Source organism: Sphingomonas sp. QA11, from assembly GCF_028473665.1.
In the GTDB taxonomy this organism is placed as follows: domain Bacteria; phylum Pseudomonadota; class Alphaproteobacteria; order Sphingomonadales; family Sphingomonadaceae; genus Sphingomonas; species Sphingomonas phytovorans.
The window spans coordinates 1,721,043-1,738,889 of sequence record NZ_CP098774.1; the positions used below are offsets into that span (position 1 = coordinate 1,721,043).

Annotated in this window: 14 protein-coding genes and 1 tRNA gene; 9 read left to right on the forward strand and 6 right to left on the reverse strand. The window is 64.3% G+C overall.

The window, feature by feature from the left end; all coding sequences use genetic code 11:
* Window position 1 precedes the first annotated feature (1 nt).
* Entirely contained in the window at window positions 2-1,405 is a 1,404-nt protein-coding gene (locus NDN01_RS07845; RefSeq protein WP_272626794.1) for a 3-isopropylmalate dehydratase large subunit, read from the forward strand.
* Window positions 1,402-2,034, forward strand: a complete 633-nt coding sequence (leuD, locus tag NDN01_RS07850) for a 3-isopropylmalate dehydratase small subunit (protein ID WP_272626795.1) — start codon at window positions 1,402-1,404, stop codon at window positions 2,032-2,034. The genes NDN01_RS07845 and leuD overlap by 4 nt, the downstream gene beginning before the upstream one ends.
* A gap of 253 nt (window positions 2,035-2,287) precedes the next feature.
* Here leuD and NDN01_RS07855 read toward each other — a convergent pair whose 3' ends face one another.
* Window positions 2,288-3,025: a TetR/AcrR family transcriptional regulator gene (locus NDN01_RS07855; protein ID WP_272626796.1), complete on the reverse strand. Its 738-nt coding sequence runs from the start codon at window positions 3,023-3,025 to the stop codon at window positions 2,288-2,290.
* A gap of 337 nt (window positions 3,026-3,362) precedes the next feature.
* On the opposite strand from NDN01_RS07855, the gene NDN01_RS07860 reads away from it, so the two are divergent.
* From NDN01_RS07860 to purU, 5 genes are read left to right on the forward strand one after another with little or no spacing between them, the layout of a single operon-like run.
* A complete protein-coding gene (locus NDN01_RS07860) occupies window positions 3,363-4,562 on the forward strand; it encodes a sarcosine oxidase subunit beta family protein (RefSeq protein WP_443025209.1) in 1,200 nt (399 codons plus the stop codon).
* A gap of 11 nt (window positions 4,563-4,573) precedes the next feature.
* A complete protein-coding gene (locus tag NDN01_RS07865; protein ID WP_272626798.1) occupies window positions 4,574-4,861 on the forward strand; it encodes a sarcosine oxidase subunit delta in 288 nt (95 codons plus the stop codon).
* Window positions 4,858-7,785, forward strand: coding sequence for a sarcosine oxidase subunit alpha family protein (locus tag NDN01_RS07870; protein WP_272626799.1), 2,928 nt, complete (start codon window positions 4,858-4,860; stop codon window positions 7,783-7,785). Before NDN01_RS07865 ends, NDN01_RS07870 begins: the two co-directional genes overlap by 4 nt.
* The gene (locus NDN01_RS07875) at window positions 7,778-8,362 is read left to right on the forward strand and encodes a sarcosine oxidase subunit gamma family protein (RefSeq protein ID WP_272626800.1); all 585 of its coding nucleotides are present in this window, start codon (window positions 7,778-7,780) and stop codon (window positions 8,360-8,362) included. Before NDN01_RS07870 ends, NDN01_RS07875 begins: the two co-directional genes overlap by 8 nt.
* Window positions 8,359-9,201: a formyltetrahydrofolate deformylase gene (gene purU, locus NDN01_RS07880; RefSeq protein WP_272626801.1), complete on the forward strand. Its 843-nt coding sequence runs from the start codon at window positions 8,359-8,361 to the stop codon at window positions 9,199-9,201. Before NDN01_RS07875 ends, purU begins: the two co-directional genes overlap by 4 nt.
* Window positions 9,202-9,365: 164 nt before the next feature.
* Here purU and NDN01_RS07885 read toward each other — a convergent pair whose 3' ends face one another.
* The 4 genes from NDN01_RS07885 to moaA form a co-directional block, all read right to left on the reverse strand.
* Window positions 9,366-11,123, reverse strand: a complete 1,758-nt coding sequence (locus NDN01_RS07885; RefSeq protein ID WP_272626802.1) for a hypothetical protein — start codon at window positions 11,121-11,123, stop codon at window positions 9,366-9,368.
* Window positions 11,124-11,529: 406 nt separating this feature from the next.
* Window positions 11,530-11,604 (reverse strand) — tRNA-Asn (locus NDN01_RS07890).
* A gap of 102 nt (window positions 11,605-11,706) precedes the next feature.
* Window positions 11,707-12,480 (reverse strand): NAD kinase, encoded by a 774-nt coding sequence (locus tag NDN01_RS07895; RefSeq protein ID WP_272626803.1) that lies wholly within the window; start codon window positions 12,478-12,480, stop codon window positions 11,707-11,709.
* Window positions 12,481-12,490: 10 nt separating this feature from the next.
* Entirely contained in the window at window positions 12,491-13,486 is a 996-nt protein-coding gene (gene moaA, locus NDN01_RS07900; RefSeq protein ID WP_272626804.1) for a GTP 3',8-cyclase MoaA, read from the reverse strand.
* Window positions 13,487-13,630: 144 nt separating this feature from the next.
* Between moaA and NDN01_RS07905 the strand changes: the two genes are divergently transcribed.
* Window positions 13,631-15,634 carry a putative bifunctional diguanylate cyclase/phosphodiesterase gene (locus NDN01_RS07905; protein WP_272626805.1) on the forward strand — a complete coding sequence of 668 codons (2,004 nt, stop codon included), beginning with the start codon at window positions 13,631-13,633 and terminating at the stop codon, window positions 15,632-15,634.
* Window positions 15,631-16,062 carry a YybH family protein gene (locus tag NDN01_RS07910; RefSeq protein WP_272626806.1) on the forward strand — a complete coding sequence of 144 codons (432 nt, stop codon included), beginning with the start codon at window positions 15,631-15,633 and terminating at the stop codon, window positions 16,060-16,062. Before NDN01_RS07905 ends, NDN01_RS07910 begins: the two co-directional genes overlap by 4 nt.
* A 35-nt stretch (window positions 16,063-16,097) precedes the next feature.
* Here NDN01_RS07910 and NDN01_RS07915 read toward each other — a convergent pair whose 3' ends face one another.
* Window positions 16,098-17,738 carry an ATP-binding protein gene (locus NDN01_RS07915; RefSeq protein ID WP_272626807.1) on the reverse strand — a complete coding sequence of 547 codons (1,641 nt, stop codon included), beginning with the start codon at window positions 17,736-17,738 and terminating at the stop codon, window positions 16,098-16,100.
* Between the last annotated feature and the right edge of the window lie 109 nt (window positions 17,739-17,847).

Below are 17,847 nucleotides of genomic sequence, written 5' to 3' on the forward strand. Positions count from 1 at the left end.
CGTGGGACGCACGCTGTTCGACAAATTATGGGACATGCACGCGGTTGCGGATCTTGGCGAAGGCACCAGCCTGTTGCTGGTCGACCGAATCCTGCTGCACGAACGCACCGGCGGTGTCGCGCTGCAAAGCCTGGCCGACGCCGGCCGCGCGGTCGCCGATCCGAATCAGGTCTTCGTGACGATGGACCATATCGTCGACACCCTGCCTGGTCGTGGCGACAGGACGATCATGCCGACCGGTACGCAGTTCATTACCGCGACGCGGAAAGGGGCGCTCGATGCCGGGCTGACCCTGTTCGACATCGGCGATCCGCGCCAGGGCATCGTTCACGTGATCTCGCCCGAACAGGGCATTGTGCTGCCGGGCCTGTCACTGGTTTGTCCAGATAGCCACACATGCACGCAAGGTGCGCTCGGCGCGCTCGCTTGGGGCATTGGTTCGACCGAGGCGGAACACGCGCTTGCCACCGCCACGTTGCGCGTGCGCAAGCCGAAAACGATGCGCATCACCATCACAGGCCGACTCGGCACGGGCGTGACCGCCAAGGATCTCGCGTTGCACATCGTGTCGCATTTCGGCTCAGCGGGGGCGAGCGGCCATCACCTGGAATATGCCGGCGAGGCAGTGCGCGCGCTCGATGTCGAGGCGCGGCTGACGTTGTGCAACATGGCAACCGAACTCGCCGCCTTCTCCGCGATCATCGCGCCGGACGAGACCGTGTTCGCCTTTCTGCGTGGCAGGACCTATGCGCCGGCCGGTGCCGACTGGGACGACGCGGTGGCCTTCTGGCGGACGCTGCAGTCGGACGATGATGCAGTGTTCGATAGCGATCATGTCATCGATGCCGGTGCCGTGTCGCCGATGGTTTCGTGGGGAACCAGTCCGCAACAGGCCGTAGCGCTTGGCGATCCTGTGCCGACGTTCGATGCGGCAGCCGCCGGCACGCGGGCAAGCCACGATCGCGCGCTCACCTATATGGGGCTTCAGCCCGGCGACCGACTGGAGACATTGCCGATCGACGCCGCGTTCATCGGATCCTGCACCAACGCGCGCCTCTCCGACCTGCGCCGTGCCGCGGCGATCCTGCGCGGGCGCAGGGTGGCGGTCAGTGTGAAGGCGATTTGCGTGCCCGGCTCGACCGCGGTCAAGGCGGCGGCGGAGGCCGAAGGGCTCGACCGCATCTTCCTCGACGCCGGCTTCGAATGGCGGGAGGCAGGCTGTTCAATGTGTTTCTTCGCCGGTGGGGAGAGCTTCGGGTTCCGGCAACGGGTCATCACCTCCACCAACCGCAATTTCGAAAGCCGGCAGGGGCCGGAGACGCGCTCGCATCTCGCCTCGCCGGAAACGGTCGCCGCTTCGGCGATCGCCGGGCATATCGCCGATCCGCGCCTGGTGGCGGCATGAGCGCGGCACCGTTCCGCGCGTTGAACGCGGTCGCCCTGCCGCTGATGCGCGACAATATCGATACCGACGCGATCATTCCTTCGCGCGAAATGAAGTCAGTGTCGAAAACGGGCCTTGCCGAAGGCCTGTTCGCCGGCTGGCGCTATACCGAGATTGGCGGACGCGATCCCGATCCTGCCTTCGTACTCAATCGTCCTGAATATGAAACGGCACGGATCCTGATCGGCGGGGCCAATTTCGGTTGCGGATCGAGCCGGGAGCACGCCGCCTGGGCGCTGGCCGAATATGGCTTCCGCGTGGTGATCGCCCCGGGCTTCAATCCCATCTTTCGCGGCAATTGCGTGCGCAACGGCATCGTGCCGGTCGAACTGGCTGAAGAGGCAGTGCGCGAGATCGCCGCGCTTGTGGAAGCGAGCGATGGCCGGGAAACCGTCACGGTCGATTTGGAGACTATCCACGTCACGGTGGCGGATCGTGCATGGTCGTTCCAGATCGAGGACGAGGCGCGGCGCATGCTGCTGCTCGGCATCGACGCGATCGACCTGACGCTGGAGCGCGGTGCGGAGATCGACGCGTTCCGCACCCGCGACCGGGCCCTGAGGCCCTGGGCGTATCTTCAGGCGCAGTGAACATCTCCCTTCCAACGCTCGCGCCGTCCAGTGATCAACGGTCCAGCGGCGCACCCAGGCAATCCATGAAGAAACGCATGATGCGGAGAGCCTGAAACGACGAGCAGATCGAATTGCTTGTTCGCACGGACTTCGCATCGATGATCGAGCGGGCGCAGCCCCGGGGCTGCACTATAGGAGAAAGCGCCTAGCAGAGGGAAACCGCTATTGGGCTACGCGCGACACCTCGCGGCCGGGAAGGCCTGTGGGCCGATCATTCCCTCTCCCCGGCGCCAGCTCTCCAGGCGATCTTGGTGGCTGTTCCAGCCGGGCTGAGCAACCTTTCCCCACAATCAACGTAGAAATGGGCGAGGTCCTGCAAGGTCACCGCCGGCATCTTCCCGAAAAAGGGTATCTGAAGTCGCTCGTGCGACGCGAAGCCGTGGATTATCGAGTCCACGAAAAACAGGAATGTCGCCTGCTGGGCAATTCTGTCGCCGCCATCGACCGCGGCAAGGATCAATGTGAAAAGGCGCTGTACCACGGCGGAACTCTGGCGATGGAATATCTCCCAGCCCGATGGCTGACGCTCGAACTCGAGCGCATTGAGGAAACGCACCGCGGACAAGCCCCAGGGCTCGCGCGCGATGATCGCGGTATAGGGCTCGATCAACAGTTCCAGGACCTCGCGCAACGCGATCTTCCCGCCTTTGTCGAGTCGGCTTTCGAGCGCCTGGAAACGGTCTTCGCGTTCGCGATCGAACCAGTCCTGGATGTATCGAACGAGATGATCGATCAGACCGGATTTCGACCCGAAATGATAATGCAGCGCGGAACTGTTGCGGACACCGGCCTTTTTCGTCAGCTGTCCGATGGATGTTCCCGCAATCCCGTTCGCCGCGAATTCGTCCAAAGCCGTCAAAAGTAACGCATTTCTGGTCGCGCCCGCTCCGGCAGCGCCGCCGGCGTGATCAAGTTCAATCAATGATGGCGTATTCAGATTGGTGCTCACGGCCCCGTCCTGTTGGCGGTCAGTTTTCGATCGTTCGGGTGGCACTATCACTTGACTGTCTCTAATGTGAACCTATTAATGCGATCGCATTAAGGTAAAAGCATGAATCGGCCTCGGCAGCTGAAATGGGAAAGGGACCTTGGCCGGAGAACAGGGGTAGCGGGGTCGAGTGCAGTTCCGGCCAATGCCCTCCGGCCGAAATATCCATTGAATATAAATCAAAGGCAGAATCGGATTCATTGAATAATTCAGTGAATCTATAAGCGAATGATAGTTCTAGGAGTCGAAGTTGACGAGACGATATTCAGCATTGTCGTTACTTCGAGAGGGGCTATCGGTGCAACGGGGCTGGGAACCGGCGTGGCGCGACGAACCGATCAGGCGCAACTACGACGCCATCGTGATTGGCGGCGGCGGGCATGGGCTTGCAACAGCCTATTATCTTGCGAAGAACCATGGCCTGACGAACGTCGCGGTGCTGGAGCGCGGCTGGATCGGCGGCGGCAATACCGGGCGCAACACGACGATCATTCGTTCGAACTATTTCTTTCCGGAATCGGCTGCCTTTTATGATTTTTCGCTGAAGCTCTATGAAGGGCTAAGCAACGATCTCAATTACAACATCATGTTTTCACAGCGCGGCATGTGGGTGCTGGCGCATGACCGGCATGGTGTCGAGATGGCGCGCCGCTCGGTGAACGCGATGCTGCTCAACGGTATCGATGCCGAGTATCACGATGCTGAAAGCGTGCATCGGCACATCCCCGGCCTCAACCCCAATCCGCGCTTTCCGATCCTGGGAGCGATGAACCAGCGGCGCGGCGGGTCGGCCCGTCATGATGCGGTCGCATGGGCCTATGCCCGCGCCGCTTCGCACCTCGGCGTTCATATCATCCAGAATTGCGAGGTGACCGGCTTCATCATCCGGAACGGCCGGGTCCAGGGTGTCGAAACCAGCCTGGGGGATATCCATGCCCCTAGGACGGGCGTGGCGGTTGCCGGGCATTCTAGCGTGATTGCCCGCAAAGCCGGGCTCAGGCTGCCGATCAGTTCCTATGCGCTCCAGGCCTTTGTGTCAGAGCCAGTCAAACCCTGCCTCGACACGGTGCTGCTTTCGCCCGCGACCGGTGTCTATGTCAGCCAGTCCGACAAGGGGGAGCTCGTGCTGGGGGCGGGGCTCGACCTCTATCTATCCTATGCCCAGCGCGGCAATCTTCCCTGGCTTGAAAAGGCCGCGGCGGGCCTGGTCGAGCTTTTCCCACAATTCTCGCGCATGCGGTTTCTCAGGCAATGGGCAGGCATTGTCGATGTCGTCCATGACAGCTCGCCGATCATCGGACGCACCGATGTCGACGGATTCTACATCAATTGCGGCTGGGGGACGGGGGGCTTCAAGGCGATCCCGGCCGGCGGCTGGTGCCTCGCGCATGTCATGGCCACCGGCGAATCGCATCCGCTCGCCCAAGCCTTCGGGCTCGAGCGCTTTCGAACCGGCGCGTTGGTCGACGAGGCATCAGCCTCCGGCATCGCGCACTAAAGGGAGGGCATATGCTTCTCATTTCCTGCCCCTATTGCGGGCCGCGAGCCGAGATCGAATTCCGCTGCGGCGGTGAGAGCCATATCGTGCGCCCCGGTCCGCATGATACCGTTTCAGACGAAAGCTGGGGCGACTATCTCTTCTTTCGCCATAATCCCAAGGGCGAGCATCTCGAACGCTGGTTCCATGCCGCCGGCTGCCGTCAATGGTTCAACGTCGCGCGCGACACCGTGACCCACCGGATCACCGCGGTCTATCTGATGGGCGAGCCAAAGCCAGCAGCGGAGATCAGCACATGAGCGGCTGGCGCATCCCCTCGGGCGGCCTCGTCAACCGGAGCCGGCCCATTGCCTTTACCTGGGCGGGCCGGCGCTATTCGGGGTTTGCCGGCGATACCCTCGCTTCGGCGCTGCTTGCCAACGGCGTCTCCATCATAGGGCGCAGCTTTAAATATCATCGCCCGCGCGGTCTCATCGCGGCAGGGCTGGAGGAGCCCAACGGCATCGTCCAGCTCGAGGCCGGGGAACACACGCAGCCGAACATCAAGGCGACGCAGATCGAGCTGTATGACGGGCTGGCAGCCGGGCCTGTCAACGCCAGGCCGAGCGCCGACTTCGACCTGATGGCGGTCAACGGCCTGTTCAAGCGGTTCATCCCGGCCGCTTTCTACTACAAGACCTTCATGTGGCCGCGATGGAGCCTGTTCGAGCCCTCGATCCGGCAGGCCGCAGGGCTGGGGGTCGCCCCCGACGCGCAAGATCCGGATCGCTACGAGCATCGCTTCGCCTTTTGCGACACGCTCGTCATCGGCTCCGGTGCCGCCGGGCTCGCCGCGGCGGAGCAGGCGGCGGACGGCGGCGGCCGGGTACTCCTCGTTGAAGCCGATGCCGAGCTTGGCGGCGGACTTCTTTTCGAGCCAGGCCTTGTCGAAGGATGCCACGCCGCCGATTGGCTTGCCGCGGCGCGTGCCGCGCTTGCAAGCCGTGCCAACGTCACGGTGATGACGCGCACCATGGCGTTCGGTTTCTATGATCACGGCCTGATCGGCCTGGCGGAGCGGTTGACCGATCATCTTCCGCTCACGCACCGCAGCGGGCCAAGGCAGCGTCTCTGGAAGGTCCGCGCAGGGCGTGTCATCCTGGCGACCGGGGCCTTCGAACGGCCCATTCCCTTTGTCGGCAACGACCGGCCCGGCGTGATGCTCGCCTCGGCTGCGCAGACTTATGCGTTGCGTTACGGCGCGGCACCCGGCCGGCGCGTCGTCGTTGCGACCAACAATGACAGCGCTTATGCCGCAGCCTTCGCGCTTCACGACCGAGGTGTCGCGATCGCTGCGATCCTCGATACGCGCAAGCAGGCGAGCGACTGGGCCCATGCCGGTGCCGTCGAACGGTCCATTCTGATCATGATGGAAACGACGCCCCTCAAAGCGTCAGGGGCACGTGGCGTCAGAAGCCTCCAGGCCGAAGGGCTCGATGGAAGGCGCAGGCAGAAGATCACCTGCGATGCCGTGCTGATGTCAAATGGCTGGAACCCGGCGGTTCATCTTCATTCGCAATCGGGCGGGTCGCTTTCCTTCCACCACGGGCTGCAAGCCTTCGTGCCCCTGCAGGCGGTGCAGGATTCGGTCAGCGTCGGTGCGGCTGCGGGCATCTTCGCGATCGACGCGGCGATGGCAAGCGGCCGAGCGGCCGGTGGGGGTGAGCCGATCTCGACAGGTGAGGCGGGGATGGTAGGACCGACCCGCCATTTCGCCAATGGCGACGCGGGTGCCGCGAGCGCCTGGGTGGACTATCAGAATGACGTGACCGTCGGTGACGTTCACCTCGCCGCCCGCGAGAATTTCCGGTCGGTCGAGCATCTCAAGCGCTACACCACGCTCGGCATGGCGTCCGACCAGGGGAAGACATCGAACGTCACGGGGATCAGTATACTTTCCGATCTGATCGGCAAGTCAGCGTCGGCGATCGGGACGACGAAGTTCCGCCCGCCATTCGATCCCGTCACCATCGGGGGCTTCGCCGGACGCGCGGTCGGGGATAATCTCGCGCCTCGCACCCGTCCCGCGGCGCACGACCGCGCTGTGGCGGCGGGCGGCAGCTTCGAGAATTACGGAAGCTGGCTGCGCGCTGCCTGTTTCCCTCGTGCCGGCGAGAATGAACATCAGGCAATCGCACGCGAGGTGTTGAACGTGCGCAAGTCTGTCGGCCTCTTCGATGCATCGCCGCTCGGCAAGATCGAGGTCAAGGGGCCGGATGCAGCGGAGTTCCTGCAGCGTATCTATGCGAACGGCGTCAAGACACTCAAGGTTGGTAACTGCCGATACGGCCTGATGCTGAACGAGAACGGCATCGTCTTCGACGACGGGGTGTTTGCGCGACGCGCGCCCGATCATTTTCTGGTCGGCACGACGAGCGGTCATGCCGGTGCGATCGCCGACACACTGATCGAATGGCTTCAATGCGAATGGACTGATCTGCGGGTGGCGGTCGAGAATGTGACCACCAACTGGGCGGTGATGAACGTCGCCGGGCCGCGCGCGCGAGACGTGCTGGACGCTGTCGGTACCGATATCGACCTCTCCCGTGAGGCCTTTCCGCACATGGCCTGTCGCGAAGGCACGGTCTGCGGGGTTGAGGCTCGGATCGAGCGCGTCAGCTTCACCGGTGAGCTCTCTTACGAGATCGCGGTGCGCTGGGGGCACGGCGCCGCGCTCTGGGATGCCCTTATGGCGGCGGGGCTGCCGTTCGGGATCGCTCCGTTCGGGATAGAATCGCTCATGGCGATGCGGATCGAGAAGGGCTTTCTCCATGTCGGGTCCGACACCGACGGCATCACCATGCCTCAGGACATCGGCTTCGGAGGCATCGTCGCGAAAAAGACCGATGACTTCGTCGGGCGGCGTTCGACCATGCGGCCAGACGGCCTGCGCGCCGACCGCCGCCAGTTCGTCGGCCTCGAAGTCACCGACGGCGGGCCGGCGCTTGAGGCTGGCGCGCATGTCCTGCCCGCTGAAGCGACAGCGCCCGGGAGAAGTCAGGGCTGGGTCACCTCATCGGTCGCTTCGCCGACTCTCGGCCGGCCGGTCGCGATGGCGCTGATCGAGCGCGGCCGGGAGCGCATGGGGGAAGCGGTGAAGATCTGGGACATCGGCCGATGGCGCGAGGCGCGGATCGCCGATCCCCATTTCTACGATCCTTCAGGAGACCGCCTCGATGGCTGACACCGCTTCGACGCTGCTCGCGCGCGCCGCGCCGGTCGCCACCGGCATCCGCGCGCATGGCTTCGTCCTCGATTTCGAGCCGTTCCTAGGTGTAGTGAAGTTGAATCTGCTCGAGGATGGCGCGATCCGGAGAGTAGCGCTTGTACTAGGCGCTACTCTGCCATCCGCCTGCCGTGAAATAACGATCGGCTCCGTCTCCTGCGCGTGGCTCGGACCGGCCGAATGGATGCTGACCGGGCGCGAAGCGCATATCGCGCCGCTGGTCGAGCGTTGCCGTGCGGCGGCGGGGGATGAGGGTCTGGTCGTCGACCTGACTCATGGCCGCGCCAGTTATATCCTGTACAGACGCGGCGCACGCGATGCGCTTTCCACCTATTGCCCGCTCGATCTCAGCGACGAGGCCATGCCTGTCTCAAGTGCCGTGCGGTCGCTCCTTGGCGATGCGCCCCTGTTCGTCGCCCGGCTGAGCGATCGTGACGGCCATCCAGCGTTTCGTCTGATGCTCGACCAGACCATGGCGACCTACGCCCGGCGCCTCTTCGCTGCCCTTGATCAAGCTCCAGGAGTCAATGCGTGACCACCTCCCATCTCGTACTCAAGTTTCGCGCACCGGACAGGCCGGGGATCATCGCCAGAATCGCCCCTCTTGTTGCCGCTCAGGGCTGCGATATCCGCGAAGCGGCGGTCTATGGCGATCCCGACACCGGGTCGTTCTTCTCGCGCATGGGGCTGATCAGCCCACTCGACCGGGATTCGCTTGCCGCCGTCATCGCGCCAGCAGCCGAAGACCTCCATCTTGAATGGGACCTCCAGGACCTTGGCCGCAAGATCCGCGTTCTCCTTGCCGTCTCGAAGTTCGGTCATTGCCTCGTCGACATCATCCACAAGCGGGAAATCGGCCAGCTCCCCATCGACATCGTGGGTGTCGTCTCCAACCACGACTCCATGCGTCGGACGGTCGAGTGGCATGGTATTCCTTATCATCACTTGCCGACGACCGACGGCAAAGCCGCGCAGGAAGCACAGTTCATCGAGCTGATCGAACAGACGGGGGCGGAACTTACGGTGCTGGCGCGCTACATGCAGATTCTCTCCGACGACATGTCGCGGGCGCTGTCCGGCCGGTGCATCAACATCCACCACAGTTTCCTGCCGAGCTTCAAAGGCGCCAAACCCTATCATCAGGCACATGGGCGCGGTGTAAAGCTGATCGGCGCGACCGCGCACTTCGTCACGGCCGATCTCGACGAGGGGCCGATCATCGAGCAGGATGTGCGCCGCGTCACCCACGCCGTCACCGCCGACGAGATGGTTGAGATTGGACGCGAGATCGAAGCCTCGGTCCTCTCGCGCGCCATTCGCTGGTACGCTGAGCATCGCATCTTCCAGAACGGCTCCAAGACGGTGATCCTGTGAGCATCCAGCGGGGGGAAGCATTCTGAAATCATGCCCACCATGGTGTCAGGGAAACGCACCGCCTCGATCATCGCGAGGGCGGATTTCCCCGCTGCCCGCCACCAGCGTGGTGGCGACACGATCGCCAATGCATTGCACCAAACCAGGACTGTAGGATGACGCTATCAGGAGCCGGGCCGCCGCGCCATTGCATCGGAAATTTCCTGCTTGAAACCTGTTGGCCGCACGAAACAGGTCCAGCCAGCGTCAGTGTGATTCTGGGCGAGCTCTTTCGCTTTCGGGGCGCAGAAATCTGAATCGTTTTCCGCGTAGAAAGGAAGATAGTCCTTACCGCCTTTTTGATAAACAACCGCGCAAGCGAATTGAGTGGGGCCGTCGCCGAATACCGTGAAGATCGAGCGCTGGTCGAGGCGAGTCTTTTGTTCACCGGCAAGCGTCGGTTGAGGGACCTGGGCCACGGATTCTTCCGCAACATCACCAGCGCAGAGATATGCATCGGCACGCGATTCCGCCTTGGTGTTCTGGCGGCCGGCAGCGCGGGCCTCCCGATCCTTCTGAATAGCCTCAGCAATCACCTGCTGCGTCCCGGCCTCGGTGCCGAGGTACGTGACCACGATGGCCGGCACGATCGTCGCCTGATTGGTCCAGCCGCTAAGCGGTGCGGTGATCACCCACTGGTCGTGGAATATCGCCATGGCGTTCACGCCGGGAATCTTGGCGATGCCGTTCATCACCGGGCCGTTCTCGGAAATAAGCCAGTTTCCCTCGCCCGAGCTGGCGAGGCCGACATAGGAATAGCGAGGATCGACCTTACTGATATCGATGATTGGCTCGTTTGCGTCGTTGCGGAGGAAATTCCCCTGAGCATCGAGCTTGAACCATTCCTTCGGCGGCGCGCAACTGGCCCCGGATGCCGGCACGGCCAGGGTGCAGAAGGAGCCTTCGGTTGGGGATTTTACGTTCTCCGCCAAATCCTGCCCGCCGGTGAATTGCCGATAGCCATCCTGGATCACCATCATGCCGCCGGCCTTCAAGAAGCCATCTCTGACGGCGTCGCCATCGCCTCCGGCGGCAGCTACCGCGAGGCCACCGATGGCACCCGCGACGATCGCTTTCTTTGCGATATCCGGTGCGGGATTCGCCGCATCGACCGGCATCCCGCTCACCGCGCTCAGCCCCGCGCTTGTCGCGCCACTAATGATTCCAGCCTTGATCGCGAGGCCGACGTCGCCATCGGATGCGCGATAAGCGTACCAGGCAGAATACGCTGCCGCGCCGCCCGGGCCGCCGTAAGCGGCGGCCGCCGCTGCGCCGACGGTATTGGCGAGAGAACTTTCCTGGGCAAGCTGCGCTGCACGCCCCTCCTCCGCCGTCAGCGGATCTACGGCTGAATGCCAAAGGGCGTCAGCAAATTTGCCTTCTCGCAAGCGCTTCTCCGTCGCGCTCATCATAACCAGCGTATCGTCTGCTTTAGCCACAAAGTATTTGCGGAGGGCGGTCCCAAGCTCGTTGACATTCTCGACGGCTCGCCCGGCCTCTGCAACCGCGTCATCCTTTGCCTTGGCTATTGTCGCCGCCGTGTCGGCACCGGCATTGCGGCCCGCGCGGTAGACATTGGTAGCAACCGTGCCGCCCGTATGCAGAACTTCCCCGACAGGCTGGCCGATCGCCTTGCCCGTCCGGCTGGTGATATCCGTAACTGTATCCACTGGATTGCCGACCGTAACGCGCGGGGTCCCAATGACGATGCGCGGGCGAACGACCGTTATCCGGGGGTTTCCTATAGTCACGCGGGGCTTGCCAACCGTGACTCGTGGCTTCCCGACGGTGATCCTTGGTTTGCCGATCCTGCAACATGCCGCGGCATCTGCCGCTGGTATAACCACGGCAATGATGAGACCGGATAAAAGATAGAATTGCATTGTTGCCCCTTCGTCGATGCAATCGAGTAGGTGGTACGCAACTGGCGATACGCGAACGTCGCGCGCAGAGAACTAAAGATAAAACAGGCGGCGGCAAGCCCAACGCACCGCAACGACAGGTCCACACCGCCAGATCCTCCCCAGATAGTTACGGAACATCGTCGCGGACGGGCTTTAGCACCCTTCACGGAGCGATTTACGACTCGATATCAAGGCGAACCGGGTGAAGGAGCGGGCTATTTGCGGCAAAGCGGTGCGCGCATATCGTCCCGTTGACCGTTTCGAGCCAAAAATGGCGCGCGTCTGCAGCCTTGGACAGGGGCGAAGGTCACGGCGCTTGTGATGACAGAGGATCGCGTACCGACCCTCGGACCGCCAGAAAATGGCTGTTTTCTAAAACTTACCTTGGCTCCCCGGGCCGGATTCGAACCAGCGACCATTCGATTAACAGTCGAACGCTCTACCACTGAGCTACCGGGGAATGCCGGGTTTCCGCTGGGCTCAGCCCCGCGGGAGGCGCGCCTATAGCAGCGGGGTTTCGCAGTTTGCAAGGCCCTGCGACCAAAGAATTGAGGACCCGAAATCAGGCGATGAATTGCTCCATCGTTATCCGGTCGTCGAGGGCATGCTCGGGGTCGAACAACAGGGTCAGTTCGCGCGTCCGGTCGATACCGACGTCCACCCGGGCCACCTCGCGGATCTCGCGCTGATCAGCGACGGCGCTGACCGGACGCTTAGCGGGTTCCAGCACGCGCAGCGTAATACGAGTCTTGTCAGGCAGGATGGCACCACGCCAGCGTCGCGGGCGGAACGGGCTGATCGGGGTCAGCGCGAGCAACGCGGAGCCGAGCGGCAGGATCGGGCCCTGTGCCGACAGGTTATAGGCGGTCGACCCGGCCGGCGTGGCCACCAGGATGCCGTCACAGGCGAGTTCGTCGATCACCACGCGTTCGTTGACGGTCACTTCCAGCTTCGCGGTCTGGCGCGTTTCGCGCAGCAGCGAGACTTCGTTGATCGCGGGTAGGGTGAAGACTTCCCCATGCACCGTCTCAGCGATCATATGGAGCGGGATAACTTTGAACTCCTTGGTCCGCGACAGTCGCTCATCCAGCCCGTGGCGCCGCCATTCGTTCATCAGGAAGCCGACGGTGCCGAGATTCATGCCGAACACGGGCACGACCGGCTTGCGGCGCTCAAGCATGGCGTGAAGCGTCTGCAGCATGAAGCCGTCGCCGCCCAGCGCGACGATCATCTCCGCATCCTCGACCGGCACCCAGTCATAGGTGTCGGCGAGCTCAGCGGCCGCGGCTTGCGCCGGCGGCGTTGGAGAGGCGACCAGCGCCCGGCGAATTGTCATTGGGGTATTCTCATCCGCCGGTGACGCTCATGTGGCGCGACACCGCCGGCGTCGCGGCGGCGATATCGAAATCGTGACGCGCCGGCTTGGTCGCCATCGCACGGTCAAGAGCAGCGTCGAGGCCGGCCAGTCCGCCCTCGCGCAGCGCGCGTTTCAGGTCGACCCGGTCGTCATGGCCGAGGCAGGTATAGAGAATACCCTCGGTCGTCAGGCGTACACGGTTGCAGGTGTCGCAGAAATTGGCGGTGAGCGGCGAGATCAGGCCGAGCCGGCGCTCCGTCCCGCCGACACGCCAATAGCGTGCCGGGCCGCCGCTGCGATGCGTGTCGCTGACCAGTGGGAAGCACCCGGAAAGGTCGTCGAATATTCGAGTGAGGGGCACGAAACGGTCGGCGCGGTCCTCATCGATTGCGCCGAGCGGCATGGTCTCGATCAGCGAGAGGTCGAAGCCATGCTCCACGCACCAGTCGAGCATCGGCGCGACCTCGGTATCGTTGAGGCCCCTCAGCGCGACCATGTTGATCTTGACCGAGAGACCAGCATCGCGCGCGGCGAAGATGCCGCCGATCACACGTTCCACGTCGCCGTGGCGCGTGATGTAGCGGAACGTCTCCGGATCGCGGCTGTCCAGGCTGACATTGATGCGCCGGATACCGGCCTCGATCAGGTCGCCGGCATGGTCGGCAAGGCGATTGCCGTTGGTCGTCATGGTCAGCTCGTCGAGCCCGGCACCTACATGATATCCGAGCCGCCGGACCAAGTCGCCCACGTCGCGGCGAACCAGGGGCTCCCCCCCGGTTAGACGTATCCTAGTGATGCCGCGCGCGATGAAGCGTTCAGCGATCACCGCGATCTCGTCCAGGCTCAGCAGGGCGGTGCGGGGCAGGAAAGTCATCTGCTCGGCCATGCAATAGCGGCAGCGCAGGTCGCAGCGGTCCGTCACCGAGATCCGCAGATAGCTGATCGTGCGGCCATGGCGGTCGATCAGGGCGGGGGCGCAGGCCATATGCAGGAGCTAAGCCTTCACGGGGGCGCTAACAACCCCGTTTGGCATATGGGGTTCTTGTGGCCCCGGCATCGTCCGAGCCTTGTTCTTCCCGGCCAAAGCTCGGAAGAAGGCGGCAGCGGTCCCTCGACAAGCGCAGGACGAATGAAGAAGAAGGAGGCCGTGATCGACACCGAACCCAGCTATGGTCCCGCGCCCCTTTTCATTCTGTCGTTCCGGCAGCGTGACGAGCTTGCCGAGCTGGCGGCGGGAGCCGGCTGGCGGGTCGTGGCCGCGCGCCGGGCAGCGGGCGCCGAGCGGCGGTTCCTGACCAGCGGCGCCGCGGTCGCGGTGATCGATGCGCGAGGCGCGCTCGGCGAAGGACGGGAGGCGGCATCCGCCATCGGCGGGGCGATCGCCGCCAATGGCGGCGCGTTGCTTGCGCTCGTCTCGCGCGGGGACACGACGGCGATCGGCGATTTCTACGATGCGGGCGCGACGCATTTCCTCGCCAGCCCGTTCAGCGAGGGGGAGTTCCTTCAGGCACTGCGCTATGCGGCGCGCCACGCCGAACGCATGGCGGGCGAGTGGCGGGCGACGGCGCCGGCGGAACCGCTTGGCTGGCGGCTCGATGTGACGACCCGGTCGTTGCTGCTGACCCCGGGGTTCGCGCGGCTGCTCGATGTCGACGAGCATCCCAAGCTGGTCGCGCTGTGGCGGCGGATCGACCCGACCGAACGCCGGGCTGCCATGGCGTCGATCCGGCGCCTTTCGGCGACACGCCAGGCAACGGCGTTCGCGCACGACCTGCCGGGGCTCGGCCGGATCGTGCAGCATCTCCAATATGACGTGAAGACAGGGCGCATCGATGCGCTGGTCGAACCGTTGGGCAGTGCCCCGGAGCCGGCATCGGTCCTGCGCGACGCGCTGATCGGCACGCGCGACGCCGGCAGCGCGCGCCGCTGGATGGACCGGCGGCTGGCAGATCCGGACGGACGGCCGCTGACGGCGATGCTGGTCGCGCTCAACCGTTTCGACATGGTCAATGCAGCTTATGGCCGGGCGGCGGGTGACGCGCTGCTCCGCGCCGCCTTCAAGCGGATCGAGGAGGCGGCGAGCGGTGCGCTCGTCGCGCGGCTCGGAGGATCGGAATTCCTCGTCGCGATCGAGGATGGGGGCTCCCGAGTCGACCTTGTCGCCGAGCGGATCGTGGGGGATCTTGCCAGGCCGTTCGTGACCGGGGAGACGATCGCCGTGCTGGGCTGCCGGATCGGTGTTGCCGGGCGCGAGCCGGGCGATACCGCCGCCAGCCTGCTCCGGCGCGCGAGCGAGGCACTGGCCGACGCCCGCGCCTCCGACAGCGCGACGGTGCGAGTCGCTGAGGCAGGCGGGCGGGAGGAGTCGATCGATGTGCTGGCGGTGGAACTGCGCCACGCGATAGACCGCCGCGAGATCGACATTCTTTTCCAGCCCCAGGTCTCGGTGCCGACCGGCGCGATCGTTGGGGTCGAGGCGCTGGCGCGCTGGGACCACATGCTGCTCGGCACGATCGGCGCCGATATCCTGTTCGCGGCGGCCACACGGGCCGATCTGGAGATCGGACTTTCGGATCATATCCAGCGGATCACCCTCGAACGGGCGGCTGCCTGGCCGGCGGCGCTCCACGGGCTGCGCCTGTCGCTCAACCTGACGGCCGGGGACATTGCGCGGCCCGGCTTTGCCGACCTGTTCCTCGACCGGGTGGACGCCAGCGGCTTTCCCCGCTCGCGCCTCACGGTGGAGATCGTCGAGAGCGGGCTGATCGAGGACCTCGGCATGGCCGCCACCCTGCTGGCGACACTGCGCAGCGCTGGCGTCCGTGTCGCGATCGACGATTTCGGGACTGGCTATTCGAGCCTTGCCTACCTCAAGTCGCTGCCGCTCGACTATCTCAAGATCGACAAGAAGCTGGCGCAGGACATCACCGGCACGCCGCGCGACCGGGTGGTGGTACGCGGCGTGATCGACATGGCGCGTTCGCTCGGGCTGGTGGTCATTGCCGAGGGCGTCGAGACCCAGGAACAGCTCGACCTGCTCGCCAAGGAAGGTTGCCAGATATACCAGGGATTCCTGCGTTCCGGGGCGATCTCGATCGGGGCGCTGGTTGGGCTGATGGAGACGGCACCATGAGGATGACAGTAGCGATCGCTATCACGGCATTGGCAGTGCCGGCGGTGGCCGCGCCGCGCGAGGATGCGGAGGCCGCGATCATGGCAGCGATGCGGGACAGCGCGGTCGCCTGGACTGCGGGCGATCTCGACCGTTTCATGGGAATCTACGCCGATGACTCGACCTTTGTGGTCGCCGAGGGCCTGATCCGAGGCAGGGCCGCGATCGCCGCGCGCTATGCCCCGCGCTTCACGCCGGCGGGCACGGCGAAACGCGGCGCATTGAGTTTCGAGGAGCTGGCCTTCCGTCGGATCGACCCGACGCATGCGTTGCTCGTCGCGCGATACCGGTTGAAGATCGACGGGTCAGCGGACCAGACGGGGCCGACCTCGCTGCTGTTCGAGAAGCGCGATGGTCTTTGGAAGATCGTGGCCGATCACAGCAGCTGATCCGCCCTCGCGGCTGACTATCGTCGCCAGTCGGGTCAGGGCCGGTTGGCGCCGCCGCCGTCGAGCACCTCCCGCACCTTCCAGGCGAGCTGGGCGATGGTGAAGGGCTTGGGCAGGAACGCCACGCCGGCATCCAGCATGCCGTTATGGACCACGGCGTTGCGCGTATAGCCGGTGGTGAACAGCACCGGGATCTCGGGGCGCTGCGCCCGTACCTTGTCGGCCAGCTCGCGACCGCTCATGCCCGGCATGACGATGTCGGTGAACACGAGATCAAGCCGCGGCTGTACTGCAAGCTGTTCAAGCGCCTGATTGGCGTCGCTTGCCTGGACGATCGTGTAGCCCAGCTCGCGCAGGGCATCCACGGTCATGTGACGGACCTGGTCCTCATCCTCGACGACCAGGATGATCTCTTCGGCGCCGCCGGTCGGCAGTTCTTCACGCATCTTGTCGGGTTCGGTCGACGATCCTGCCGCGCCGAGATGGCGGGGCAGATAGATCTTGACCGTCGTGCCTTGCCCGATCTCCGAATAGATTTTCACGTGGCCGCCGGACTGCTTGACATAGCCGAACACCTGGCTGAGCCCGAGGCCGGTACCCTTGCCGACGCCCTTGGTGGTGTAGAAGGGGTCGAACGCCCGCTCGATCACCTCGGGCGGCATGCCGGTGCCGCTGTCGCTGACGCAGATCATGACATATTGGCCCGGCTCGACCTCGGCATGGCTGCGGGCATAGCGATCGTCGAGTTCGGTATTCGCCGTCTCGATCGTCAGCTTGCCGCCGTCTGGCATCGCGTCACGCGCATTGACCGCGAGGTTCAGGATCGCGCTTTCGAGCTGGGAAGGATCGGCGAAGGCGTGCCAGAGGCCACCGGCCAGGATCGTCTCCACCCGGATATGCTCACCGATGGTTCGCCGCAGCAACTCTGACATGCCGCCGACAAGCTGGTTCGCCTGCACTGCCTGGGGGGCGAGGGGCTGCTGGCGCGAAAAGGCGAGCAGCCGCGCCGTCAACGTCGCCGCGCGCTGGGCACCCTGGCTCGCATTGTCGATGCTCTGCAGGATCTTGGGGTGTTCGGACCCGACCAGACGCCGCTTCGCCATGTCGAGCGACCCGATGACGATCGCCAGCATATTGTTGAAATCATGCGCGATACCGCCGGTAAGCTGGCCGATCGATTCCATCTTCTGCATCTGCCGGAGCTGCGCCTCGACCTGGGCGCGCTCCGTCACCTCGGCCTGCAGCGCCGCTGTGCGTTCGGCCACCCGGTCCTCAAGCTGAAGGTTCAGCGCGTGCAATTCGGCCTCGGTCCGGATCTGCGCCGCATGCGCGACGAACATTCCGTGAGTCAGGACGACGATGATTACGGTGGTGAAGGCGTAGAATCCCATCGCGATCCAGCCCGACGGCCAGATCAACATGAGCGACCCGAACGGCTCGATCAGATAATATTTCGCAAGCAGGCCGGACAAGATGGCCGCCAGCATGCCCGGCCCGAAACCGCCGACGAACGCCACGATGACGACGGCCGGCAGGAAGATCAGAAACGGGTAGCCGTCCAGTGTCTCGCCGATCCGCAGCCGGAGCCACAGGGCGAAGACGACGAGCAGGATGGCAAGCAGATAGCCCGGCCACCGTTTTTCGCGGATCGATTGGGTGGCGGTGACCAGGTTCATCAACCAATGCGATATCCCGCATCAGGCCGATAAATCAACGCGAAGTTAGGCCCCGGGATCACAGGATTACCGAGGCTTTCCACGAGGCTGGCCTCGCCGGGTCCGGGAT

Excerpts from the sequence above, each read along its gene's own strand:
- leuD (WP_272626795.1), top strand. The coding sequence starts at position 1,402 with ATGAGCGCGGCACCGTTCCGCGCGTTGAACGCGGTCGCCCTGCCGCTG.
- NDN01_RS07865 (WP_272626798.1), top strand. The coding sequence starts at position 4,574 with ATGCTTCTCATTTCCTGCCCCTATTGCGGGCCGCGAGCCGAGATCGAA.
- NDN01_RS07870 (WP_272626799.1), top strand. The coding sequence starts at position 4,858 with ATGAGCGGCTGGCGCATCCCCTCGGGCGGCCTCGTCAACCGGAGCCGG.
- NDN01_RS07875 (WP_272626800.1), top strand. The coding sequence starts at position 7,778 with ATGGCTGACACCGCTTCGACGCTGCTCGCGCGCGCCGCGCCGGTCGCC.
- NDN01_RS07885 (WP_272626802.1), bottom strand. The coding sequence starts at position 11,123 with ATGCAATTCTATCTTTTATCCGGTCTCATCATTGCCGTGGTTATACCA.
- NDN01_RS07895 (WP_272626803.1), bottom strand. The coding sequence starts at position 12,480 with ATGACAATTCGCCGGGCGCTGGTCGCCTCTCCAACGCCGCCGGCGCAA.
- moaA (WP_272626804.1), bottom strand. The coding sequence starts at position 13,486 with ATGGCCTGCGCCCCCGCCCTGATCGACCGCCATGGCCGCACGATCAGC.
- NDN01_RS07905 (WP_272626805.1), top strand. The coding sequence starts at position 13,631 with ATGAAGAAGAAGGAGGCCGTGATCGACACCGAACCCAGCTATGGTCCC.
- NDN01_RS07910 (WP_272626806.1), top strand. The coding sequence starts at position 15,631 with ATGAGGATGACAGTAGCGATCGCTATCACGGCATTGGCAGTGCCGGCG.
- NDN01_RS07915 (WP_272626807.1), bottom strand. The coding sequence starts at position 17,738 with ATGAACCTGGTCACCGCCACCCAATCGATCCGCGAAAAACGGTGGCCG.